Origin of the sequence: Pantoea sp. GL120224-02, from assembly GCF_900215395.1 — a bacterium.
GTDB lineage: Bacteria > Pseudomonadota > Gammaproteobacteria > Enterobacterales > Enterobacteriaceae > Pantoea > Pantoea communis.
Genome location: NZ_OBEC01000010.1, coordinates 173,614 through 195,665, shown reverse-complemented (window position 1 = coordinate 195,665; position 22,052 = coordinate 173,614). Strand labels below are relative to the sequence as shown.

The following is a 22,052-nucleotide window of genomic DNA, read 5'->3' as shown; positions in this document are numbered from 1 at the left end:
CGCACTTTGATTATGGAGGCAAAGCTAACCTGGCCGTTCTGAGCTAAGCTTACCTGGCCGCTTCGGGCTACCTGCTGAGGATCCTGACATGGCGGCTTCTGGTGCGGAGTTTTTCACGATGAACGAAGTTAACCGGCTTAAAGTTATTCAGGACGTTGTCGACCGGCGCCTGACAACCCATCTCGCTGCTGAGCGTCTCGGTATTTCCGACAGGCACTGTCGTCGCCTGCTTCAGCGCTATCGTACAGACGGTCCGCTGGGCATGGCTGATCGCCGGCGCGGTAAGCCCAGCAACTATCAGCTGCCTGCAGGCCTTGCTGAACGTGCGGTTCAGATCATCCGCGAGCGCTACTCAGACTTTGGTCCGACGCTGGCCTGCGAGAAGCTGGCCGAGCTGCACGGCGTGACGCTGTCTAAAGAGACCGTACGCAAGCTGATGATGCAGTCAGGACTCTGGATCCCGCGCAGGCATCGCGTCCCAAAGATTCAGCAACCCCGCTACCGGCGCGCCTGTGTCGGCGAGCTGATACAGATCGACGGCTGCGATCACCGCTGGTTCGAGGAACGCGGCCCGGCCTGCACGCTGCTGGTTTATGTGGATGACGCGACCAGCCGCCTGATGCAGATTCATTTCGTCCGCTCCGAGTCCACGTTCACCTACTTTGAAGCCACGCGCGGCTACCTGGAGCAGCACGGCAAGCCGCTGGCATTTTACAGCGACAAGGCCAGCGTGTTCCGCATCAACAATAAAAATGCGGCTGGCGGCGACGGTCAGACGCAGTTCGGTCGCGCGATGAACGAGCTGAACATCACCGGCATCTGCGCCAACACCAGCTCTGCCAAGGGCCGCGTGGAGCGTGCACACCTCACGTTGCAGGATCGGCTGGTCAAGGAACTCAGGCTGCGTGACATCAGCACGCCTGACGCGGCTAACGCCTTTGCCGCTGAGTTTATGGCGGACTACAACCGGCGTTTCGCGAAGGCACCGAGGCATGATTTTGACGTTCACCGTCCGCTCGATGCAGACGACAACCTGAACCAGATATTTACCTGGCGCGAACCGCGCAAGGTTTCGAAAGCGCTGACGGTCCGCTACGATAAAATGCTGTTGCTGCTTGAGGATAACGATGACAGCCGCCGCGCGATGGGTAAATATCTGGATGCCTGGCAGTACCCGGATGGTCGCATTGAACTCAGGAGTCACGGCACGGTGCTTCCCTACTCTGCCTACGACCGGCTGTCTGAAGTTGACCAGGGTGCGATCGTTGACAACAAACGGCTTGGACACGCGCTGGCCGTGGCCAAGCTGATGCAAGACAAGCGTGATAATACGCGGTCTCAGGGCCTCCCGGCCGGTCACGGACCAAGCCGCAGGAGCGCGAAGAAAGATCCTACTAAAAAGCGGCAACGGGCGGTTAATGAGGATGACCTTCTTGAAGCTATTGAAGTCCTCCCGTAATTAATTGATGGATTAACTCCTTGAGCATAAAAATATGATCAGAACTAAAAATCTAATAATCAGAAAAGTTTCACACAGGCATGTGGATGCATTATTTCGTATATATGGAGATGTTGAGAATAATGCTTATAACCCGTTACCTCCGTTTCCCAATATCGAACATTCTCAGTCAGTGCTGAACACATGGATAGAACACTGGAGTGCTAAAGACATTGGGAATCATGCAATTAGCATGACCTCAGATGAAGATTGCATTATTGGTTTTGGCGGCTTTTCTTTTAAAAGATTCAGAGGGAAAGAGGTTCTTAGTTTAGGTTACAAGTTCACCCCCGATGTTTGGGGAAATGGATATGCGACTGAATTTGTCAATGGAATTATTGAGAACACTGTATTACCTGAGAATGTTATCGAGGTTATAGCCAGAACTCATCCAGAAAACATTGCATCAATAAGAGTCTTAGAGAAAACAGGATTCATATATTTGGAAATCTATGATGATAACGATGGCATGGGGCTGAGCGCAGTATTTAGCAGGAAAATATAGCGGTCGTTCGACCAGGATAATAACATCATAAATCGGACATCTCAGGTTTGCCTGAACCCGGTCATCTCTGCTTAGCTTTAACATTGATTGTAGCACCCCAATAGTAATGTCCGCTTGTGGCTCAATAAACATGACCGCGTTATGGTACCTCTCACAGAGTCGTTTTCAGTCAGTAAAACTACCGGGAGGCTTGCCGTGGAGGGGTATTTACGTTGAAAGAGATTAACCGCGTCAAAGTTATTCAGGACGTTGTCGACCGGCGGCTGACAACCCACCTCGCTGCTGAGCGTCTCAGTATTTCCGACCGGCATTGTCGTCGCCTGCTTCAGCGCTACCGCGAGTCTGGTGCAGCCGGTCTTACCGATGCACGGAGTGGAAAGCCCGGCACACATCGCATCGATGAGAGTCTGCGCCACCACATACTGACGCTGCTACGTGAAAATTACGTGGGTTTTGCCCACAAATTACCGCAGAAATGCTTCAGGTACTTTCCGAGATTGATAAGCGGCTTACTTCGCCCAGTCTTCAAGCACCAAATCCGGTACCCGCGCAAATTCCCTGGTATTATTTGTCACCAAGATAGCGCCGGCCGCAATGGCATGGCCGGCAATCGCCGTGTCATTTGGGCCTATCGTAGTTCCGGCTGCGCTTAGGGTGGCCTTAATTACAGCGGTGGCGTCCACCGCCGCCCGATCCCAGGGCACAATCGCATCAAGTCGGGCGCAGAATTCGTCAACCAGTTGACCATGACGCGGCGAGGCTTTCTTTCCAATAGCACCAAAGCGCATTTCTGCGTAAGTAATAGCCGAAACTACAATGCGATGGTTGCGCAGCACCGCTTGTTCAAGCCGTCTGATCACGTCCTCTGGTTGCTCGCGCATAATGAACGAACATATACAAGTATCCAGCATGTAGGTTTTGTTCACAGATCAAATCTTCCCTCATCACTGACAACATCCCCGCGATCCATCATAAAATCCGGGTCCGCTTTCTCAAGCTGCATAAATGAGCCCCAGGTCGGCCGTACGGGACGCAGTATGATGCTGTCACCTTCCCGGACAATCTCTAACTCACTCACCCCTTCAAAATCCATATCGCGTGGCAAACGAATGGCGCGGTTATTGCCATTTTTAAATACAGAAACAGTTCGCATGATCAATCCTCCTGAACGGACTTCCGGCACGGTGCCGTCTCCGGCTTTATGTTTTGAGCTTTATCACTCAGCATATGTCTAGTATATGCCCAGCTTTGACATATGTATATGCCCTGTTCTCTTCTTTAAAAAACATCAGAATGTGACATACGAAGCCTTAAGTTCCGGGTGACATTAGCAACACGAAAGACATTTCTTGTTTTCATTTTTACCTCTGTGGGTAAAGAAACGTGAAGTAACCTACGCACGCGCGCGGTTCCACTAACCTTGGTAGTACGCGATCTTTAACCTGCCGGGGAAACCATCATGTCGAAGACGAATTTACTGCTGAAGACGCCAATGCTGCTGTTGGCCATTTGTTCAATAATGAGCCTTAACAACGTTCGTGCGGCTGAAGAGCCCCTGTTCCAGCCTTTATCGCCGAAGGTCTCAGACCTGACTCAATATCGCTGGCACAATCGCCCTCTGGTGATCTTTGCCCCATCAAAAACAGATCCTGCTTATGTCGCGCAGATAGTGATGCTGGAGAAGCAGAAAGCAGAATTGGCCGATCGCGATATCATTGTGTTCAGTGATACTTCACCCACAGCTAATGGTACTTTGCGTAAACAACTCAATCCGAAAGGATTTGAAGTGGTGCTGGTTGGAAAAGATGGTGGAATGAAACTACGTGAAACAACACCTCTTAATACTGAGGTGTTGCTTTCAACCATTGATAAAATGCCCATGCGCCAGGCCAAACTCAATGAATGAATTGGACGGGTTCACTCGACATCCAGCAGTGAGCCCGTTTTATAAAAACGTTTCCCCGCGATGTAATGCAAACTGCGCATCTCGTCTGGTGCGTCCTCGAATAACCAGCGCCCTTCTTTAAACACCCGGCTATCCGCCCAGGCACCCTTGATTTCACCGATGAACAAATCGTGGTCGATCTGATTTTGTTCGATAGGTATCAACTCGCAGTACAACCAGGCCGCACAGCCAACCACCAAAGGGAGATGACTTTCCGGTAACTGGAAGAACTCGACGCCAGCTGTGGCTAGCTTATCTGACTGCTCAGCGCGGGAATGCGTACCGAGATAATGAACCATCTGCGCCTGGCTGACGGTTGGGACATGTATAACGAATTTCAGGCTTTGCTCAATCAACTTACGCGTGAAGGTGGATTTATCCAGCACAACCGTCAATTTTGCCGGTTTGAACTCTAATCCACATACCCAGGATGCAGACATCACATTGTCAATCCCGTCATGGCGGGAGGAAACCAATGTCGTTGGGCCATGGTTGATCAGGCGATAGGCTTTTTCCAGCTCAACAGATTCAATATGGGCATTCATAGATTCATTTCATCGCTTAAACTTCAAAGGCCTTTATTGTCGCCTGGTCAATTCGACTTTGCCAATCTCCAGCCATCATCAGGGCAAATCCTCTGCACCCCACGAGTGCAGTGGTTGCTCCATCTTAAGCGTTTATGACGGCGTCGTAGCTGTGCCAGTGCCTGTACCGCTGTAATTAAGCCTGGCGCGTTTCTTGCGTGTAACAAAAGGTTTCCCACCGCTGACGTTGCTTTCCCATTCATCCAAAGAGGTCTTTGCTATGGAATTGAAATGGTTTGAAGATTTTCTCAGTGTTGCACGCTGTTATAGTTTTACCCGTGCCGCGGATGAGCGGCATATCACGCAATCGGCGCTCAGTCGGCGCATCCGGCAACTGGAAGAGTGGCTGGGTGTGCCGTTATTCGATCGTAAAACCTATCCGGTTACGCTCACGCCAGAGGGACAAACCTTCCTCGCGACCGCCAGCGAAACGGTATTTTCCATGTCGCATCTGCGCAATGATCTGCACCAGCGCTACAGTTCGCGCACTGCGGTATTACGCTTTGCGATGCTAAATACCCTTTCTCTGACGTTCTTCCCTGACTGGATACAGCGATTAAATCTGCAGCCCAATCTCAGCTATATCCGCCTGTGTAATCAAAAACCGACTTTCGCTGAGCACATCTCCACCTTACACAGCGGTGAAACCGATTTTCTACTGACTTACGCGCACGATGCGGTGTCGCTAATACATCAGCTGGCGGCGTATCCCATGGTGCAACTGGGCCGTGAGCGTGCCATTGCCGTGTGTCGCCCGGATAGCAGTGGCAAGCCACTCTATCCGGTGCGCGCGGATGGCGGTCCGATTCCGTGGTTGAGTTATGGACAACATACCTTCTTTGCTCATGCGCTGGCGCAAATGCTCAGCAAACGCCCGCTTCCTCTTGAAGCGGTATATGAAAATGGTATGTCGGTGAATCTCAAAGCCATGGTCCTGGCCGGTGGCGGCGTGGCGTGGTTGCCATTGAGTCTGGTACATGAAGAACTGGCCAGCGGCAGTTTAGTGCGCGCCGATGACAGCAGCTGGGATATGTCGCTGGCGATTCGGCTCTATCGTCAACCGATTCTGCAAAATTCTCAGGCTGAACAACTGTGGCTGCGAGCATGTGCCAGCGAGACGGCTAATGCGGCCTGACATAAAACTATGCCGTTTTGGAATGGGGAGTGTGAATTGCTCATTGGCCTTACGCTGATGATTTACTCCATGCTGGGGCTTCAGAGAGACGAAAACCTGACCAACCAAGCTGGGGACTATCATGGAAAACAAAGCGTTAGTCTGGAAGTGGGTAGAAGAATATCAAGGGGTATTTTGTGAACTGAGCGATCGCGTCTGGGGCATGCCGGAAATTTGCTATACCGAGTATCGTTCGGTGGCTGAACACACCGCGATGCTAAATCAGCAAGGATTCCGCGTCACAGAAAACGTGGCCGACATCCCCACGGCGGTGATGGGTGAAGCCGGTGAAGACGGTCCCATCATCGCTTTCCTCGGAGAATATGATGCCTTGCCAGGGTTGAGTCAGGAAGCAGGCGTGGCGCGTTATTCTCCACTGCCGGGCAACGGCCATGGTCATGGCTGCGGGCATAACTTGCTGGGATCGGCTGCCATGCTGGCGGCTACTGCGTTGAAGTCATGGCTTGAAGAGAGCGGCACACCGGGCCGCGTTCGCTATTATGGCTGTCCGGCAGAAGAAGGCGGTGCGGCCAAATCCTTTATGGCGCGTGCTGGCGCATTCGATGGCGTCGATGTGGCCATCACCTGGCATCCAAGCGCGCATCATGAAGTGGCAAAACCGCTTTCTCTCGCTAACACCCGCATGGATTTCGCTTTCCGTGGCCGCTCATCCCACGCTGCGGCTTCTCCACATCTTGGGCGCAGTGCGCTGGATGCCGCCGAATTGATGAACGTTGGCGTACAGTTCCTGCGCGAACACGTGCCGCAAGATTCCCGCATACATTACGCCTTCCTCGATGCCGGTGGTGTGGCTCCCAATGTGGTACAGGCAAAATCTACCGTGCGTTATGCCATTCGCTCGCGCGATGTCCACGCGATGTTTGAACTGAATGAGCGGGTCAAGCGCGTGGCTCAGGGTGCCGCCATCATGACCGATACCGAAGTGGATATCAGCATCATGAGCGCGGTATCCAACCTGCTTGGCAATCGTCCGTTAGAAGAAGCGATGCAGCGGAATCTGGAAGCGCTTGGTCCGGTGCCATTTGACCAGGCTGACCTCGCCTTTGCAGCTGAAATTCAGGCCACGCTAACAGCGGAAGAGATTGATAACTGCTACCGCAAAACCGGTGTGAAACCCGCCGATCCTAAACCCCTCAGCGATTACATCATTCCGCTCGATACCCACGGAGAGGTCATGATTGGCTCGACCGATGTCGGTGATGTCAGTTGGGTGATCCCGACCGTGCAGGCGCACGTACCCACCATGGCTATTGGAACCCCTGGTCACTCATGGCAACTGACCGCACAAGGCAAAATGCCGGCCGCACACAAAGCGCTGGGCCATGTCGCGAAACTCATGGCCGCGACGGCGGTGGACGTGCTGACCGACAAAATACTGATGGCCCAGATGAAGAAAGCCCATTTCGAGCAGGTCAGTGAAAAACCCTATCACTGCCCTATTCCAGCTGAGGTGAAACCACCCATTCAACCGCGCCCGGATACTCTGTAACGCCTCAGGAGAGATAGATGAAAAACAAGATGTTAACTGCCGCATTGACGCTGGCAGCGACCTGCTGCGCTTCGGCACAGGCCGCAACGCCCGCCGATTCTTTAGTGATGGCGTGGAACATTGATGCCATCAGTACCTGGGATCCGGCGCAGATTGGTGAAGTGGTCACCAGTGAAATCTATTCAAACACCTGTGACACACTGGTTGATTTTCGCGTCAGTGATGAAACGCAACTCGATCCTGCATTGGCCAAAAGTTGGGATGTTTCTGCCGATCGCAAGACCATCACCTTTCATTTACAGGACAACCTGAAATTTGCCGATGGCTCAGCCGCAACCGCCAGCGACCTGGCGTGGTCGATGCAGCGCGTAGTGAAACTGGGCTACGGCAATGCAGCCGCTATCAAGGAGTATGGCTTTGATAAAGATAACGTCGACTCACGCATTAGCGCGCCCGATGACAAAACGCTGGTGATGAGTTTCGATAAAGCTTACCCCACTAATCTGGTGCTCCAGGCGATTGCCGCCAATAACGTCTCTTCCCTGCTTAACCGCAAAGAAGTCGAAAAACAGGCAGTGGATGGCGATCTGGGACACAAATACCTTTCCACTCATACCGCCTGTATTGGGCCTTATCAACTGGTGCGCTGGAATGCCGGTGAAGGTGTGGTGCTCCAGGCCACCCCGAACTACTGGGGAAAAGCGCCGGTACTGAAGCGCATTCTGATTCGTCATGTGGCTGAAACCGGCACTCAGCGTCTGCTGGTGACGCAGGGCGATGTGGATATCGCCCGCGATCTCTCAGCTGACGATCTGAAAACGCTGGATCAGGGCGGCAAAGTGAAAGTGGAAAAAGTGTTGAAGCCACAGCTGTTTTTCTGGACCTTCAATAATGAAGACCCCATTTTCAAAAACGAGAAAGTCCGTCTCGCCATGCGCTATCTGATCGATTACGACGGGTTAGCGAAGAGCGTCATGCCTTATCTCGGCGTGCCGCGCGCCAGTTTTGTTCAACAAGGGGCGTTTGGTGCGCTGGATGCCAAACAAGGTCAGCCTTTCCATCTCGATCTGGATAAAGCCAAACAGTTGCTGACGGAAGCCGGTTATCCCAATGGTTTCAGTACGGCGGTGTTGTTTGGCACCCTGCCGCATTCGGCGCCAATCGCGCAAAGCGTACAGCAGAATGCCGCCAAAATCGGCGTGAAACTCAATCTGGAACGCATGGCTAACGCGCAGTTGTTCAGCCGGGTACGTGGCCGGGAATTCCAGAGCGCAATGATGGCGTGGCAAACCTCGGTGCCCGATGCCTACGGCAATGCCTCACGTCTGGTTTATAACCCTGACAATCGTAAAGAAGCGCGTGCCACGCAATATCCAAGCTGGCGTGCCGCTTATTACGATCCGCAGATGAATCAGAAAGTGGAAACCGCACTGTTAGAACCGGATGACACCAAACGCGCTGCACTCTATGGCGATCTGCAGAATGAGCAGATGCAAAAAGGACCTATGGCGATCATGTTCCAGATGTACAACACCGCGGGAATTAGCCCCACGGTGAAAAACTGGACCTGGAACGGTTTTCGCGTTTGGTATGGTGCCGCAAGTAAATAACGGAGGTGGCAGATGTCACAGGTCATGATACCCGTTGCACACAACCCCCCTTCCGCTGGCTGGCGTCTGATAAGACGCCTTGCTCGTGGGCTTGTCTCGATTGTTTGCACGCTACTGGGGTTAGCTGCCCTGACCTTCTTTATTGGTCGCTTACTGCCTATCGACCCGGTGGTCGCGATCATCGGCGATAACGCCAGTCAGGAAGCCTACGACAAGATGTTTCATCAGTTGGGGCTGGATCAACCGTTGTGGCACCAATTTGCCGACTACGTCTGGCAACTGCTGCACCTCGATTTTGGTATCGCTCTGACCACCAGTCATCCGGTGGCGCAGGATATCGCGCGCGTCTTCCCCGCTACGCTGGAACTGGCCACAGTGGCGGCCATTATCGGCGTCGGTTTCGGTATTCCGGCGGGCGTGCTGGCGGCAATGTACCGCAACACGTGGTTCGATCATCTGATCCGCTTCGTGGGGCTACTCAGCTATTCCACCCCGCACTTCTGGCTGGGTCTGATGGGATTGCTGCTGTTTTACGCCACGCTCGGCTGGATTGGCGGACCAGGACGCATCGATTTTATCTACGAGTTCGATTTACATCCGGTGACGGGATTCTGGCTGATCGACAGCGCGCTGAGCGGAAACTGGGATATGTTCCGCAACGTGTTTGGTCACATCATTTTGCCCGCGTCGATTCTTGGCTTGAGCGCGCTGGCTTACATCAGCCGTATGACGCGTAGCTTCATGCTGGAACAACTGTCGCAGGAATACATCATTACCGCTCGCGTGAAAGGTTTGTCGTGGGCGCGATGTGTTTGGGTGCATGCTCTGCGCAATATCGCCGTGCCCACACTGACAGTGGTGGCCCTTTCCTGGGCCTGGCTGCTGGAAGGCGCAGTTCTCACCGAAACCGTGTTTGCCTGGCCCGGCTTTGGTCGCTATCTGACCAATGCCTTACTGGCGGGCGATATGAATGCGGTCGTCGGCTGCACATTGCTAATTGGCGCGATTTTTGTCGGCATCAATCTGCTGTGCGACCTGCTTTATCGTCTGTTCGATCCGCGTACGCGTCAGGAGGAAGCATGACCGATTCCGTCAATAAATCGATGCGCGTTAACCCTTCGCGTAGCTTACGCGCCTGGCTGCGCGATCCTTCGCCGCAGTCACCTTTTCAGGCGCACATGCAACTGCTATGGATTCAGTGGCGACGCTTCTGCGCTAATCACCCCGCGCTCTTTGGTTTGCTGGTGCTGTTGATCATTGCTGGCGCGGCGGTGTTTGCGCCCTGGTTAGCCACACACGATATCTATGCCCAAAACCTCGCTTTCCGCCTGCAACCGTTTTCTGCTGAACACTGGCTAGGGACCGACGAATTGGGACGAGATATTTACAGCCGTCTACTGTATGGCGCGCGCATCACACTGTATATCGCAGGCTTAACCGCGCTGATCATCACCCCCATTGGCTTACTGGTCGGCACCAGTGCAGGTTATCTCGGCGGTTGGGTTGATACGGTGCTGATGCGTCTGGTGGATATCTTCCTTGCCTTCCCCAGTTTGATTTTGGCACTGGCGTTTGTTGCGGCATTGGGGCCTGGTATCGAGAATGCAATCATCGCGATTTCTCTCTCCGCCTGGCCGCCGATTGCCCGCCTCGCGCGCGCCGAAACTCTGGCCATCCGTAAGATGGATTACATCGCCGCGGTACGCTTACAAGGGGCATCCGCCTGGCACATCATCGTGCGACATATCATCCCCATGTGCCTGCCTTCTGTCATCGTGCGCGTCACCCTTAACATGGCGGCGATTATCCTTACCGCCGCTGGACTGGGTTTCCTGGGGCTTGGCGCTCAAGCGCCTAGTCCGGAATGGGGCGCTATGCTGGCTTCCGGCCGCGAATTCATGCTGAACAATGGCTGGATCGCTGCCATCCCGGGATTAGCAATATTGTTCACCAGTCTCGCCTTCAACCTGTTGGGTGATGGCCTGCGCGACGTAATGGATATCCGCCATGAATAATCTGCTTCAGGTGAAAAACCTCAATATCGTATTTCGCAGCGCGCACGGGGAGCACCGCGCGGTACGTGACGTCTCTTTTCATGTTGGACGTGAGAAAGTGGCGATTGTCGGTGAATCCGGTTCGGGAAAATCACAGACCTGCCGTGCATTGCTGCAGCTGACGCCCAAAATCGGTCGCGTTACCGCCGATCAGATGCAGTTCGGTGATATAGATCTGCTCAACAGCAGTGAAAAACAGATGCGCCAGATTCGCGGAAATCGTATTTCAATGATCCTGCAGGATCCCCGCTTCTCGCTTAATCCGCTAATGCGCATTGGCGATCAGGTGGCGGAAGCCTTCAGGTTGCATCGCCGGGTGAGTAAAAGCGAAGCCAGAGATCGCGCGCTAACGATGCTGGAATCGGTGCATATTCGCGACGTGGCGAAAGTGGCACGCCTCTATCCCCACGAGATTTCTGGCGGTATGGGCCAGCGCGTGATGATCGCGATGATGCTAATCCCCGAGCCGGATTTGATCATCGCCGACGAACCCACCTCCGCACTGGACGTGACGGTGCGCCAGCAGGTGCTGAGCATCCTGAATGAACAGCTGGCGCGGCGTCAAACCGGCCTGCTGTTTATCAGTCATGACCTTAATCTGGTCTCTCGTTTCTGCGATCGCGTGCTGGTGATGTACGCCGGACGTATTGTCGAAGAGATTCGTGCCGAACGTCTGGAACAGGCGCAGCATCCTTACACGCAGGCATTACTTGCCAGTCAGCCACGTCTGCATCATCCCCTTGATACGCTGCGTGTGCCGACCCGTGATGCCAGTTGGCTCACCGGACCCTGTTTTCGTGATGGAGTCGCATTATGAATCCCATTCCAACCGCACAACGCAGCATTGAAATGGTGGATGTCAGTATTGCATTCGGTCAGGGAGCACATCGGCGACAGGTGGTTGATAACGTTAGCCTGACGCTGGCACAAGGAGAGTGTTACGGCATGATTGGTGAATCGGGTTGTGGAAAATCCACCATTTTGCGCGCGCTGGCTGGCCTGAATCACGATTATCAGGGCCATATTCTGTTCAATAATCGTGAACAGCAGCCGCAGCGAGATAAAGCCTTTTATCGCCAGGTGCAGATGGTGTTTCAGGACCCTTACGCCTCGCTCCATCCACGAAAAATGGTGTGGGCCAGTCTGCGTGAACCGCTGAAGCTGCATGCTATGGACCACCATGAAGCGCGCATCAGCGATGTGCTGCATGCGGTCGGACTTTCCGATGCCTACCGTTATCGGTATCCCCATCAACTTTCTGGTGGTCAACGTCAGCGTGTGGCCATCGCGCGGGCCCTCATTCTCGAACCTTCCGTGCTGTTACTGGATGAGCCGACATCAGCGCTGGACGTCTCAGTTCAGGCTGAAATCCTCAATTTACTCAGCAGCATGCAACGGCAGCGCAGCCTCACCTATTTAATGGTGACGCATGATTTGGCGGTCGTGACACACCTGTGCCGTCGCATCGGCATCATGCATCACGGCAAATTGCTGGAAGAACTCAGTGCGGACAGCGTGCGTCAGGGCGGAGCACGGGAAATCTATACCCGCGAGTTTCTGGCGGCGAGTGAGGCGTGAACCTCTGATCCACACTTAAACGATGAGGCTTTGCCATGTTTGAATCACTTCAGCAACAACTTGAAGGCCAGGCCACTGCCGTGCTGCTGGTGGCGCAGGGTGATGAAATCCTGTTCAGTTACGGCGATGCTGCCCAGCGTTACCCCTGCCACTCGATGCGCAAAAGCTTTCTTAGTGCGCTGATCGGCTGCGCAGTGGCAGAAGGCCGTTTTGATCTCTCCTTAACCTTGCAGACGCTGGGAATCGATGACCGTGAAGGACTGAGCGTCAGCGAGAAACAGGCCACGCTATACGATCTGTTGACCGCCCGTTCTGGCATTTATCATCCGCCGAACTATGAAACCGCCTGGATGCAGCGTATTAAACCCCCGCGCCACCTGCATGCGCCAGGCGAGAACTGGTGCTATAGCAACTGGGATTTTAATGTGCTGGGCAGTGCCTACCGTCAGCTCACGGGAGAGGAGATCAACCAGGCGTTTGCGCAGCGCATTGCCGACCCGCTGGGGATGCAGGATTATCGCGTTGATCAGGACAGTTGGCTGGAACCCGGAGAATTTTCTGATCACCCTGCCTATCCCTTTACGCTCTCAAGTCGCGACCTGCTGCGATTCGGCCAGCTCTTTCTGCAGCAGGGGCGCTGGGGCGATCGACAAATCATCCCGCAACAGTGGGTTCGCACCAGCACCTTGCCTGTTTCGCATGCGGGCGATCGCGGGGGCTACGGCTATATGTGGTGGATCACGCGCGATGGCGTGGCCTGGCCAGAGGTGATCCTGCCAGCGGGCAGTTACTCAGCGCGTGGTGCAGGCGGTCACTTCTGCCTGGTGATGCCGCAACAGAATAGGGTGATCGTACATCGTGTTGACACCCGCACACCGGGGCAAGAGGTGAACCGTTTCCAGATTGGCTCGTTGTTGCACAGGCTGCTCACCGTATTGGACAGGGAGACATCATCATGACGCTCATCGAATCTCTGGCACAGTGGTGTGCCAATCCACCGCCCTTTACTCTTCGTGCTCGTGAACTGGCGATTGACGCCATCATTGATACCCTGGGTTGCATGGTAGCTGGCCGTAGCGACTTTTCTACCCAGGCGGTGCAGCAGGCATGGCCTCAGATACCCCGTAGCCAGGCGCTCGATGCGTTGTTCAACGCCACGGCCGCTCACGCTATCGACTTTGACGACAACTTTGCACCGGGCATGAGTCACGCATCGGCCGTTTTGGTACCTGCACTGCTGGCCGTGGCGCAAAACAGCGACGGCGCATCGTTGATACACGCTTATTTAATTGGTCTGCAGGCACAAGCCTATATAGGCGAAGCCATCGGCTATCAGCACTACACTGCCGGCTGGCATGGTACATCCACCGTGGGTTGCATTGGCAGCGCGGCAGGTGTTGCTGCCCTGCTCGGCCAGGATGCAGCAGGGATTGCCCGTACGTTGAGCATTGCGGTAAGTCTGGCCAGTGGGGTCAAAGGCCAGTTTGGCACGCCTCTGAAACCGTTTCATGCCGGAATGGCGGCGCGCAATGCCGTTGAAGCCGCGACGCTGGCGCAAACCGGCATGCAAGGTCGTCTGGATATTCTTGAGTGCGCACAGGGTTTTGCGGAACTCTATGCCGGTCTGTTAAGCCAACCGTCGCTGCCCGGCGCTGAGCAGCATGTCATTGAACAAATCGGTGTGATGCCGAAAAAATATCCGTGCTGCGGGTCTACCCACCGCATTCTCGATGCGATTGCCGATATCCAGCAACAGCAAACATTGAAGATTGACGACATTGAAAGCGTGCACTGCCAGGTGGGGATCGCCAACTGGCGCAATCTTACCTACCACCAGCCGCAGGATGAAATGCAAGCGCGCTTCTCAATGCAATATTGCGTTGCCATGATGCTCAGGAACGGCACGTTGAGCGTGCAGGACTTTACCGCCGCCAGCGTAAAACAACAGGCAGATGTACAACTGTTGGCGATGATTACCCTCGCGCCATGGACAGCGGAACAGGAGGCTGAAGACAGAAACTTGCCGCATATCCTCACTTTGCGTTTCAGGAATGGTCAGGAAATTGTCCACGCCAGATTGCGGGCGCGTGGTGCGTTAGACGAACCTTTCAGCACCGACGATCGCCAGGCAAAGTTCTTAGATTGTTGTGCAGCGCTACCCCAGGCAGAATTGCTTTATCAGCGCCTAAAGGAATTAGCGCAGCAAGCTGATTTAACGTTTATACGTCAGCTTATGTTTTAACCCTGACAGTATGGGTAGCAGCCATCGTTGGATGGATCCCGTTCATCGCAGGAGAATTCGCTTCGGGAGCAGCGGTGAATCGGATCGGTAGAACAACACCGAATCACCGCTAAATTTATAAGCTCGGAAAATATTTTCACTTCTTTGGCAATATTCACATCGCTCATTCGTCTACCTCAGTACGAGCCAATATCGGCTACTGTAATGAGGAATAACAACAGTGAGAGATTTCGATATGCGCAGACAACACCGCCGTGACCACCATTTTGGTGGTCATCGCATGATGAAACCCTTGTTGCTCGGCGTGGTGATCATCGCGGCACTTGGGCTGCTGGTGATGTCGCTGTGGAATGCCGTGCTGCCAGCCATCATCGGCGTGAAGGCGATTGGGTTCTGGCAGGCGATCGGGCTACTGGTATTGTGCCGCATACTGTTTGGTGGCTTAGGTTTCCGCCCCGGCATGTTCGGTATGGCACGTCGTCGCATGCACGAACGCTGGATGCAGATGACCCCAGAACAGCGCGAAGAGTTTATGCAACACCGCCGTGAACGTTCGCACCGTGGACGCCGCGATCGCTGTGACTGGCATGTCCGTCGCGATGATGCGCGCTCACCCTCCGACGAAACTCCCGCTAAATCGTCAGACGCAGAGTAAACGCCATGGCGCAGGATTCTCTGCTGATGTCCGCGTTGAACGCCTGTCGGGCAAAATTAAGCGCATTTATTCGCGGCCGCACCTCGATCCGTGAAGATGCCGACGATATCCTGCAGGAAGTGACCTACAAGCTCATGCAGGTTGAGCAACCGGTGGAAAATGTCGCGGCCTGGTTATTCCGTGCCGCACGCAATGAGATGACCGACCGGGCGCGAAAGAAGCGTGAACTGCCGCTAGCCGATCTGATGAACGGCGATGAGGAGGCGGATTTTCCCGAAGATGAGCTGGCTGAAACGCTCTTTGGCGTGCCGGAAACGCCGGAAGATGAGTATCTCAAAGCACTGCTATGGGAAGAACTGGAGGAAGCCTTAGCGGAACTGCCACTCGCTCAGCGCGAGGTTTTTGAAAAAACAGAGTTGTTGGGTTACAGCTACAACGACCTGTCTGAAGAGAGCGGCGTCAGCGTCCAGGCGCTGTTATCACGCAAACATAAAGCGGTGCTTTCCCTGCGTACGCGATTGCGCAGTCTTTATGATGAGCTTACCGCTGAGTAATGAAAACATGGCGTTTTACTGACTGAATCGTAAAAAGAATGGCTGCTACTTACCGTAAATAGCAGCCTATATTTCCAGTTACCACCAGACCGCTTCTTCCCTTGGTTGCACAATGTTTACGGCTTGTCCGATGACCGGTAAAGACAATTTAATTTTTTGCTCACGCGCCAGCGCCGCTATTTGTATCAGGGGGTCATTCCAGTGATGGAAAGCAAGACATCGAACTGTGCGGATTGCGGATAACCCTTGATGGCACTGCGGGAGATGCCTGAACAATTCAACATTGATCTTTTCCTGACCGGATACGATGGCTCACAATACCGTGTTTCATTGAACCCTATATGGCATAACGGGCGGTCTGGTCATGAAATTCAACCTTCAGATGACTTTTCATTTCATGAGCGCTAAAGTCACTCTTTTGTTTGATTTTTCGAGGGAAAATGAAACCTTTATTTGTATACGGCACCTTGCAACCAGGTCATTCAAATGCGCATATTCTGGACAGTATCGGTGGAGAGTGGCTGCCCGGAACGGTCAACGGCATCTTCTATGAACGCGGCTGGGGCGCGGCAGCGGATTTTCCCGGCATTGTGCTGGACAACAATGCGGGCCTTGTCAAAGGCTCACTCTTCTTCTCAGAGCATCTGACCGCGCACTGGACAATGCTGGATGAGTTCGAGGAGGGGTATGATCGTGTTGATGTTGAAGTCACCACCCTCGAAGGAGAGAAAATCACAGCGTGGATTTATCAGTTACAGCCGCCACAGGCCTAATCTGCCCTGCTCTTTTCCAGCCTAAGCAAGCGCAACGCCCACGATACCTTGCGAAATGAGAATACATCTGGCTTCTGCGGCATAGGTATTCTCTGCGGTATGGGTTGCAGCACGCTCGCACTTAATAAGCCAGGCTAGAATGAATGCAAACCGCATCAAGGAGCATTCAGATGAGCAAACTCTGCACCGCCTGCAGTACTTCTTATGAAGATGATCCAGGCATCTCACATTGCAAAATTTGCGAAGACGAGCGGCAGTTTGTGCCTGTCAAAGGGCAGCAATGGCTGGAATTCTCGGCTCTGGGTGCCACACATCAAAATAAATGGCAGCAGCATCTAAAGGGATTATTCAGCCTGCAAACTGTCCCGAGTTTCGCCATCAACCAACGTGCTTTTTTACTGCAAAGCGCGCAGGGGAATATTCTCTGGGACTGCATTGCGAATCTGGATGACGCCACGGAATCATTGATACACGCACTCGGCGGTATTGATGCCATTGCCATTTCTCATCCCCATTACTACAGCACCATGCAAGACTGGGCTGCGGCATTTAATGCACCCATCTATTTGCATGAGGATGATCGGGAATGGATTATGCGCCAGAGCTCGCATATTCATCTCTGGCAAGGTGACGAATTGGATTTACTGCCCGATGTCACGATATTACGCCTGGGTGGGCATTTTAAAGGAGGCTGTGTACTGCACTGGTCGCAACATGATGGCGTGCTGTTGAGTGGTGATGTTGTGCAAGTGACACCCGGTGCAAATTCCGTGTCATTTATGTGGAGCTATCCCAACATGTTGCCGCTTTCTGCAGCTACGGTGAATACGCTCATTCACCGACTGGATAAGGTCACCTTCTCGCAGATTTATGGCGCTTTTGCCGGTCGGGAAATGACACAGCAGGCACAATCCATTGTCAGACAGGCAGCTGAACGTTATATCCGCTGCCTGCAATAATTAACCTGCCAGCCCGGTATTCACCCGTTTACCGATTTCTTTCAGCTGAGAATACTTTTCCAGCAAGGACGGGCCATCATCAAGGCTCATGGCAAACATCCATAAATAGGTCATGACCGAATAAATATGGCCTGCGCTCATACCGCCTTTTAACGCCATCACGCTGATCGTGATGCCAAACAGCAGTGCGGAGGCAATACCAATCGACAAATAGCCAATCGCTTCGCGGTCAGACAAGCGAATCCGCACTTGCGCCAGAAAGTGATAATGGCGATTAAGCTTCTGTTCGCCTGCGGTACTGACAAAACCCACTTCCCGCTCCAGTCGATCATTCATCCGCCCGATAAGCGATTCATTTTTTCGTGTGTAGCCCGGCAAGAATCCGGCAAACAGCAGCAAAACCGTTAAACACGCCAATCCGGCCCAGGGTTCAATGGTGAGTAACATCACCACGGCACCACACATTGAGGCCGCGGAGGTGATCAACATCGGAAGATGCGTTTCAAAAAAATCCACAAACTGGCGTGAAAGCGTCACCCTTGCCGCAATGGCGGAATGGCTGTGCGCCTCTTCACGCTGAGCGAGGATCACGGGCACTGCCAGACCGGCATAAATGCGTGCAAAAGTGCGGGTGTCCATGGTGCGGCGCGCTGCGCCAATCAACCACATAATCATCACTAAACCGGCATAAAACAGGCCGTGAAGTGCGTTGCCATGCATGATGGCGTTGATCGCGAAACCCGCCAGCAACGGGTAAAGCAGGTAAACCACATTTTCAGCGATCACCAGCATCATGGTTAGCAGTAATTTTTTCTTATTACGTTTCGCCAGCACTTTCAGTGTATTAAGAGCGCTGCGTGAGGCCCCGCTTGATATATTTTCAGGTATGATTTGCATTAGATTACGTTCAAATTGCCACTTTTGAGCGGTTGCTCAAAAATGGCAAAAGTGTATTTGAGCACTTGCTCAAAGTCAACGGCGGTGGTGATGAAAGATACAACAGCAGAATTGCGTGAAAAGATTCTGGATACAGCGGTGGCACTGTTCATCGAAAAAGGTTTAGAGAATGTGAAAACCCGCGAACTGACGACACAGTTGGGGTTATCCCGTAGCCACATTTATCACTACTTTTCAGGCTGGGCGTCATTGAGTCTGGAGGCGTGCGCGCGCTTCGCACAAAAAGATCTTCAGGAATTTACGCAGCAAATTGGAATGCTGCCCTTCCATGAAAGACTGGAAGCCTTTATTGCCGATTATCTGCCGCTGGAACCGGATGCGGTATGGCAGCTTTACAGCTCACTTTGGCGAAAAGCCACTACGGAAGTCGACTATGCCGAACTGGCCACTCAGGTAACAAAGCAGTGGCATGCACTGATGACCGACATCATACGTGATGGGATAAATGCAGGTGTTTTTCGTCAGGCTGATGCAGAACAGGTAGCGCGTCAGCTCAGTGCTATGCTGAACGGCTATGCGGATTTACTCATTGTGGTGCAGGAAGCTGAAGCGCGGGAACAGGCAATCAGCGATCTGCATGCCTTTATTAAACTCGCGCTTTGAATAATAGAAATTTTTCGATTCAGGACGTGGTCACTGAACTGTCCGATTTGGCGACAAAATAGTTATCGTGTTTCTCAATCGTGACGCCGCGTTCACGCCAGTATGCTGCCATATTGAAAAACGCATCACTGGTTAAATTGAAGCCAATAATAACTGAAGGGTGTTTACCGCTACTCAGAAACGAGTTTAACTGCTCCATATCCAACGCTTTACAGACTCCATCATCTTCTCCCGATCTATAACAAGATAATCTGCTTCAACAGATTATCTTGTAAGTCTCTTGATGCACAATGCAGTTATATTAATATTACAATCTGCAGAAAATCCGATGACGAATGACTACCCACCTGCGACAAACCCGCAGATCCTCTGATAAATGAGATCGATCTCAGCTTCAGAAAGTGCAATCTACACCCCAGGCAAAACGAAAAGCTGTGAAATTTCTAAATGGTTTCGTGATGGATATATCAGCAATGCGCAATGTCATTCACCGATATTAATTACTTTTTGCTATGCATAGGCGATTAATTGCACTGAGCAAATTTAAGGCGAACGCACCGTTCATGGATGTACAGACGTCCAGACGTATATTATAGTCCGTCTCCTACGTTACCCAGGGACTCGTACTATGAACAAATTACTCGTTACCACCCTTCTCGCCGCTGCGGTTTCACTGCTGAGCGCCTGCGACAACAACAAAGACAATGCCATCAAAGTCGCCATTAACACCGGTCCTGACGAAGCGCTCTGGCAGACCGTTAAACAGGTCGCTCATGATAAATATCATCTGGATGTCGATGTGGTGGCATTTAACGATTATGTACAACCGAACGAAGCCCTTTTCAATAAAGATGTCGATGCCAACGCCTTCCAGAGCCTGCCTTATCTGGAGATGCAGTCGAAAGAGCGTGGCTATAAGTTCGCCGTGGTCACCAACACGTTTGTGTTCCCGATTGCCGGCTACTCCCGCAAGATCAAAGCGCTCGATGCACTGCCAGATGGCGCGACCATCACCATCTCTAACGAAGCAACCACTCTCGGTCGCAGCCTGTTGCTGTTGCAAGCTCAGGGACTGATCAAAGTGAAACCCGAAGCGGGCTTGCTGCCAACCACGCTGGATATCACGGATAATCCGAAGAAACTTAAAATCGTTGAAGTGGATACCCCGCAACTGGCCCGTACTCTCGACGATCCGCAGGTGTATATCTCCATCATCAATAACAACTTTGCCGCGCTGGTTAACCTCTCCGCGTCGAAGGATGGCATGTTTATGGAAGGCAAAGCGTCGCCGTATGTGAATGCGATTGTGGCGCGCGAAGATAACAAAGACAGCACGAATGTGCAGAAGCTGAAAGAGGCTTTCCAGTCGCAGGAAGTGCTGGATAAAGCTAACGAGATTTACAAAGGCGACATTATCAAGGGTTGGTAATAGCCGCTTAAAAGCCGCGCAACAGGCGTGTTGCGCGGCTTTTTATTACTTAAAATCCACTGCCATCAATTCAGCGATGGTTGAATCCTGTGTCGAGGTCACGCAGCGGTGCAGGTAATCAGTAAATTTCGAGGAGGGCGGCATGCCTAACTCCAGCAACTTCTCATTGCAGAACACCACGTTGAGTTTGGAGAAATGGCCGTAAAGATTCATGGCGCGCAACACAATCCGCTCATTGCACGGCCCAAATAACGACGCGAAGTTTTTCTTACTTTCGGCCAGCTCGCGATAATTCACTTTCTGATAACTCTCGCCCACGGGCACATTGCCTGAGGCTTTCGCCATCGCTTTATCAATCTCCGCGAAGGTGACACTGCTGTTGAGCCCCGCCGAAATGTGAATAATGCTTTTATCGACGTTTTCAGCGGTCAACAACAGCTCCAGCGCATCTGCACAATAATCCACAGGCACCACATCAATACGATCGTCCAGCTCACACATAAACTTACCCAATGTCAGTGCCATGCGGAACACCCAGAAAATACTCGGCGATGGCGTGCAGCCATGATCGGAATGGCCCACAACAATAGAGGGACGCGCAATAATCAGCGGCAGTTCGGGTAACATCTCGCTCATCATTTTTTCCACCGTGGCTTTACTCCAGGTGTACTCAACAATGTGCTGATCGCGCAGCGTATTCAGTTTGCTCTCGGTCACCAGGGTGTTAGCTTCCGGCGCACAAGACATTGCCGTTCCGACATGAATAAAGCGCTTAAGTCCGCTGACCTGATTCATACGACTGGCGAAGGTGAAAGTTCCTTCAACGTTAACTTTCCAGATGTAAGGATTCGCCCCAAACGAAGCCACAGCCGCACAGTTGAGCACATGTGTAACGCTATCCAGACGCGGGTCGCCAGTAAACCGCTCTGGTTCCGCGAAATCGCCAATAAGAATGTTATCTGTGGTCAGTGACTCCAACAGATTTTGTGCCACGCCAAATTTAGCCAGATTGGATTGCAACCGACTCAGTCCTTCGGTGGGTGAATCACCGCGCACCAGCAGTAACAGTCGATTATTCTCGCTTTTCTTCAATAAGTTAACCGTTACTGCTCCGCCTAAAAATCCGGTTGCGCCAGTAATTAAAATCGTATTCATAGTATTCAGCTATCAGTTGGTTTCTGGACGAAAACGGTCCATTGAGCGTGGCTTCGAATGTATGCCAGCGCAGATAAATGGCGAATAAATGCGATCTGCACAAGGTGAGGGAAAAAGCGGTCCAGTTAGCTTTCGTTTATCTCTGATAACCATCCGTCATTTTATTTCTCACCGTTCGTCTATTCTGAGATTAAAAAACCGCCGCGATATAAAAATGTCGTAAAAATTTCGCTGCCAGGCGTAAAAATGCAGGTCACAAAACCACCA

At 52.6% G+C, this 22,052-nt stretch carries 24 protein-coding genes and 1 pseudogene; 19 read left to right on the top strand and 6 right to left on the bottom strand.

Features of this window, described 5'->3' with window-relative positions; genetic code table 11:
- Positions 1-88: 88 nt before the first annotated feature.
- From CRO33_RS18675 to CRO33_RS25040, 3 genes and pseudogenes are all read left to right on the top strand, one after another.
- Positions 89-1,459: an ISNCY family transposase gene (locus CRO33_RS18675; RefSeq protein ID WP_097119185.1), complete on the top strand. Its 1,371-nt coding sequence runs from the start codon at positions 89-91 to the stop codon at positions 1,457-1,459.
- 34 nt (positions 1,460-1,493) lie between these two features.
- Positions 1,494-2,003, top strand: coding sequence for a GNAT family N-acetyltransferase (locus CRO33_RS18670; protein WP_097119184.1), 510 nt, complete (start codon positions 1,494-1,496; stop codon positions 2,001-2,003).
- Positions 2,004-2,215: 212 nt separating this feature from the next.
- Positions 2,216-2,354, top strand: a pseudogene (locus tag CRO33_RS25040) (helix-turn-helix domain-containing protein); the annotation flags it as partial.
- Between the two features lie 158 nt (positions 2,355-2,512).
- Here CRO33_RS25040 and CRO33_RS18660 read toward each other — a convergent pair.
- Both CRO33_RS18660 and vapB read right to left on the bottom strand, forming a co-directional pair.
- Positions 2,513-2,929: a type II toxin-antitoxin system VapC family toxin gene (locus tag CRO33_RS18660; RefSeq protein ID WP_097119182.1), complete on the bottom strand. Its 417-nt coding sequence runs from the start codon at positions 2,927-2,929 to the stop codon at positions 2,513-2,515.
- Positions 2,926-3,156, bottom strand: a complete 231-nt coding sequence (vapB, locus tag CRO33_RS18655) for a type II toxin-antitoxin system VapB family antitoxin (RefSeq protein WP_045815538.1) — start codon at positions 3,154-3,156, stop codon at positions 2,926-2,928. Before vapB ends, CRO33_RS18660 begins: the two co-directional genes overlap by 4 nt.
- Before the next feature lie 306 nt (positions 3,157-3,462).
- Between vapB and CRO33_RS18650 the strand changes: the two genes are divergently transcribed.
- Positions 3,463-3,909: a DUF4174 domain-containing protein gene (locus CRO33_RS18650; RefSeq protein WP_097119181.1), complete on the top strand. Its 447-nt coding sequence runs from the start codon at positions 3,463-3,465 to the stop codon at positions 3,907-3,909.
- Between the two features lie 11 nt (positions 3,910-3,920).
- Here CRO33_RS18650 and CRO33_RS18645 read toward each other — a convergent pair whose 3' ends face one another.
- On the bottom strand, positions 3,921-4,493 hold the full coding sequence (locus tag CRO33_RS18645; protein ID WP_097119180.1) for a flavin reductase family protein: 573 nt from the start codon (positions 4,491-4,493) through the stop codon (positions 3,921-3,923).
- A 259-nt stretch (positions 4,494-4,752) separates the two neighbouring features.
- Between CRO33_RS18645 and CRO33_RS18640 the strand changes: the two genes are divergently transcribed.
- The 13 genes from CRO33_RS18640 (at position 4,753) to CRO33_RS18580 (ending at position 17,641) form a co-directional block, all read left to right on the top strand.
- Positions 4,753-5,667, top strand: coding sequence for a LysR family transcriptional regulator (locus CRO33_RS18640; protein WP_058962178.1), 915 nt, complete (start codon positions 4,753-4,755; stop codon positions 5,665-5,667).
- Between the two features lie 121 nt (positions 5,668-5,788).
- Positions 5,789-7,216 carry a M20 family metallopeptidase gene (locus CRO33_RS18635; protein WP_097119179.1) on the top strand — a complete coding sequence of 476 codons (1,428 nt, stop codon included), beginning with the start codon at positions 5,789-5,791 and terminating at the stop codon, positions 7,214-7,216.
- A gap of 17 nt (positions 7,217-7,233) precedes the next feature.
- On the top strand, positions 7,234-8,826 hold the full coding sequence (locus tag CRO33_RS18630) for an ABC transporter substrate-binding protein (RefSeq protein ID WP_097119178.1): 1,593 nt from the start codon (positions 7,234-7,236) through the stop codon (positions 8,824-8,826).
- 12 nt (positions 8,827-8,838) lie between these two features.
- Positions 8,839-9,909, top strand: coding sequence for an ABC transporter permease (locus CRO33_RS18625; protein WP_097119177.1), 1,071 nt, complete (start codon positions 8,839-8,841; stop codon positions 9,907-9,909).
- A complete protein-coding gene (locus CRO33_RS18620; protein WP_097119176.1) occupies positions 9,906-10,841 on the top strand; it encodes an ABC transporter permease in 936 nt (311 codons plus the stop codon). The genes CRO33_RS18625 and CRO33_RS18620 overlap by 4 nt, the downstream gene beginning before the upstream one ends.
- Positions 10,834-11,697: an ABC transporter ATP-binding protein gene (locus CRO33_RS18615; protein WP_097119175.1), complete on the top strand. Its 864-nt coding sequence runs from the start codon at positions 10,834-10,836 to the stop codon at positions 11,695-11,697. The genes CRO33_RS18620 and CRO33_RS18615 overlap by 8 nt, the downstream gene beginning before the upstream one ends.
- Entirely contained in the window at positions 11,694-12,458 is a 765-nt protein-coding gene (locus CRO33_RS18610; protein ID WP_097119174.1) for an ABC transporter ATP-binding protein, read from the top strand. The genes CRO33_RS18615 and CRO33_RS18610 overlap by 4 nt, the downstream gene beginning before the upstream one ends.
- Positions 12,459-12,493: 35 nt before the next feature.
- Positions 12,494-13,417 (top strand): serine hydrolase domain-containing protein, encoded by a 924-nt coding sequence (locus tag CRO33_RS18605; RefSeq protein WP_097119173.1) that lies wholly within the window; start codon positions 12,494-12,496, stop codon positions 13,415-13,417.
- Entirely contained in the window at positions 13,414-14,700 is a 1,287-nt protein-coding gene (locus CRO33_RS18600; RefSeq protein WP_097119172.1) for an MmgE/PrpD family protein, read from the top strand. The genes CRO33_RS18605 and CRO33_RS18600 overlap by 4 nt, the downstream gene beginning before the upstream one ends.
- 220 nt (positions 14,701-14,920) lie before the next feature.
- Positions 14,921-15,355: a hypothetical protein gene (locus CRO33_RS18595; RefSeq protein WP_097119171.1), complete on the top strand. Its 435-nt coding sequence runs from the start codon at positions 14,921-14,923 to the stop codon at positions 15,353-15,355.
- A gap of 5 nt (positions 15,356-15,360) precedes the next feature.
- The gene (locus tag CRO33_RS18590) at positions 15,361-15,909 is read left to right on the top strand and encodes an RNA polymerase sigma factor (RefSeq protein WP_097119170.1); all 549 of its coding nucleotides are present in this window, start codon (positions 15,361-15,363) and stop codon (positions 15,907-15,909) included.
- Between the two features lie 440 nt (positions 15,910-16,349).
- Complete coding sequence (locus tag CRO33_RS18585) at positions 16,350-16,682, top strand: gamma-glutamylcyclotransferase family protein (protein WP_034823962.1); 333 nt, start codon at positions 16,350-16,352, stop codon at positions 16,680-16,682.
- Between the two features lie 170 nt (positions 16,683-16,852).
- Positions 16,853-17,641: an MBL fold metallo-hydrolase gene (locus CRO33_RS18580; protein ID WP_097119169.1), complete on the top strand. Its 789-nt coding sequence runs from the start codon at positions 16,853-16,855 to the stop codon at positions 17,639-17,641.
- On the opposite strand, the gene CRO33_RS18575 is transcribed toward CRO33_RS18580, so the two are convergent.
- Positions 17,642-18,538 carry an ABC transporter six-transmembrane domain-containing protein gene (locus CRO33_RS18575; RefSeq protein WP_097119168.1) on the bottom strand — a complete coding sequence of 299 codons (897 nt, stop codon included), beginning with the start codon at positions 18,536-18,538 and terminating at the stop codon, positions 17,642-17,644.
- Positions 18,539-18,628: 90 nt separating this feature from the next.
- Between CRO33_RS18575 and CRO33_RS18570 the strand changes: the two genes are divergently transcribed.
- Positions 18,629-19,201, top strand: coding sequence for a TetR/AcrR family transcriptional regulator (locus CRO33_RS18570; protein WP_097119167.1), 573 nt, complete (start codon positions 18,629-18,631; stop codon positions 19,199-19,201).
- A gap of 19 nt (positions 19,202-19,220) precedes the next feature.
- On the opposite strand, the gene CRO33_RS18565 is transcribed toward CRO33_RS18570, so the two are convergent.
- Positions 19,221-19,400, bottom strand: coding sequence for a hypothetical protein (locus CRO33_RS18565; RefSeq protein WP_097119166.1), 180 nt, complete (start codon positions 19,398-19,400; stop codon positions 19,221-19,223).
- Positions 19,401-19,829: 429 nt separating this feature from the next.
- On the opposite strand from CRO33_RS18565, the gene CRO33_RS18560 reads away from it, so the two are divergent.
- Positions 19,830-20,630, top strand: a complete 801-nt coding sequence (locus CRO33_RS18560) for a MetQ/NlpA family ABC transporter substrate-binding protein (RefSeq protein ID WP_097119165.1) — start codon at positions 19,830-19,832, stop codon at positions 20,628-20,630.
- A 45-nt stretch (positions 20,631-20,675) separates the two neighbouring features.
- Here the strand turns inward: CRO33_RS18560 and CRO33_RS18555 are convergent, their stop codons facing one another.
- Positions 20,676-21,785: an SDR family oxidoreductase gene (locus tag CRO33_RS18555; RefSeq protein ID WP_097119164.1), complete on the bottom strand. Its 1,110-nt coding sequence runs from the start codon at positions 21,783-21,785 to the stop codon at positions 20,676-20,678.
- Between the last annotated feature and the right edge of the window lie 267 nt (positions 21,786-22,052).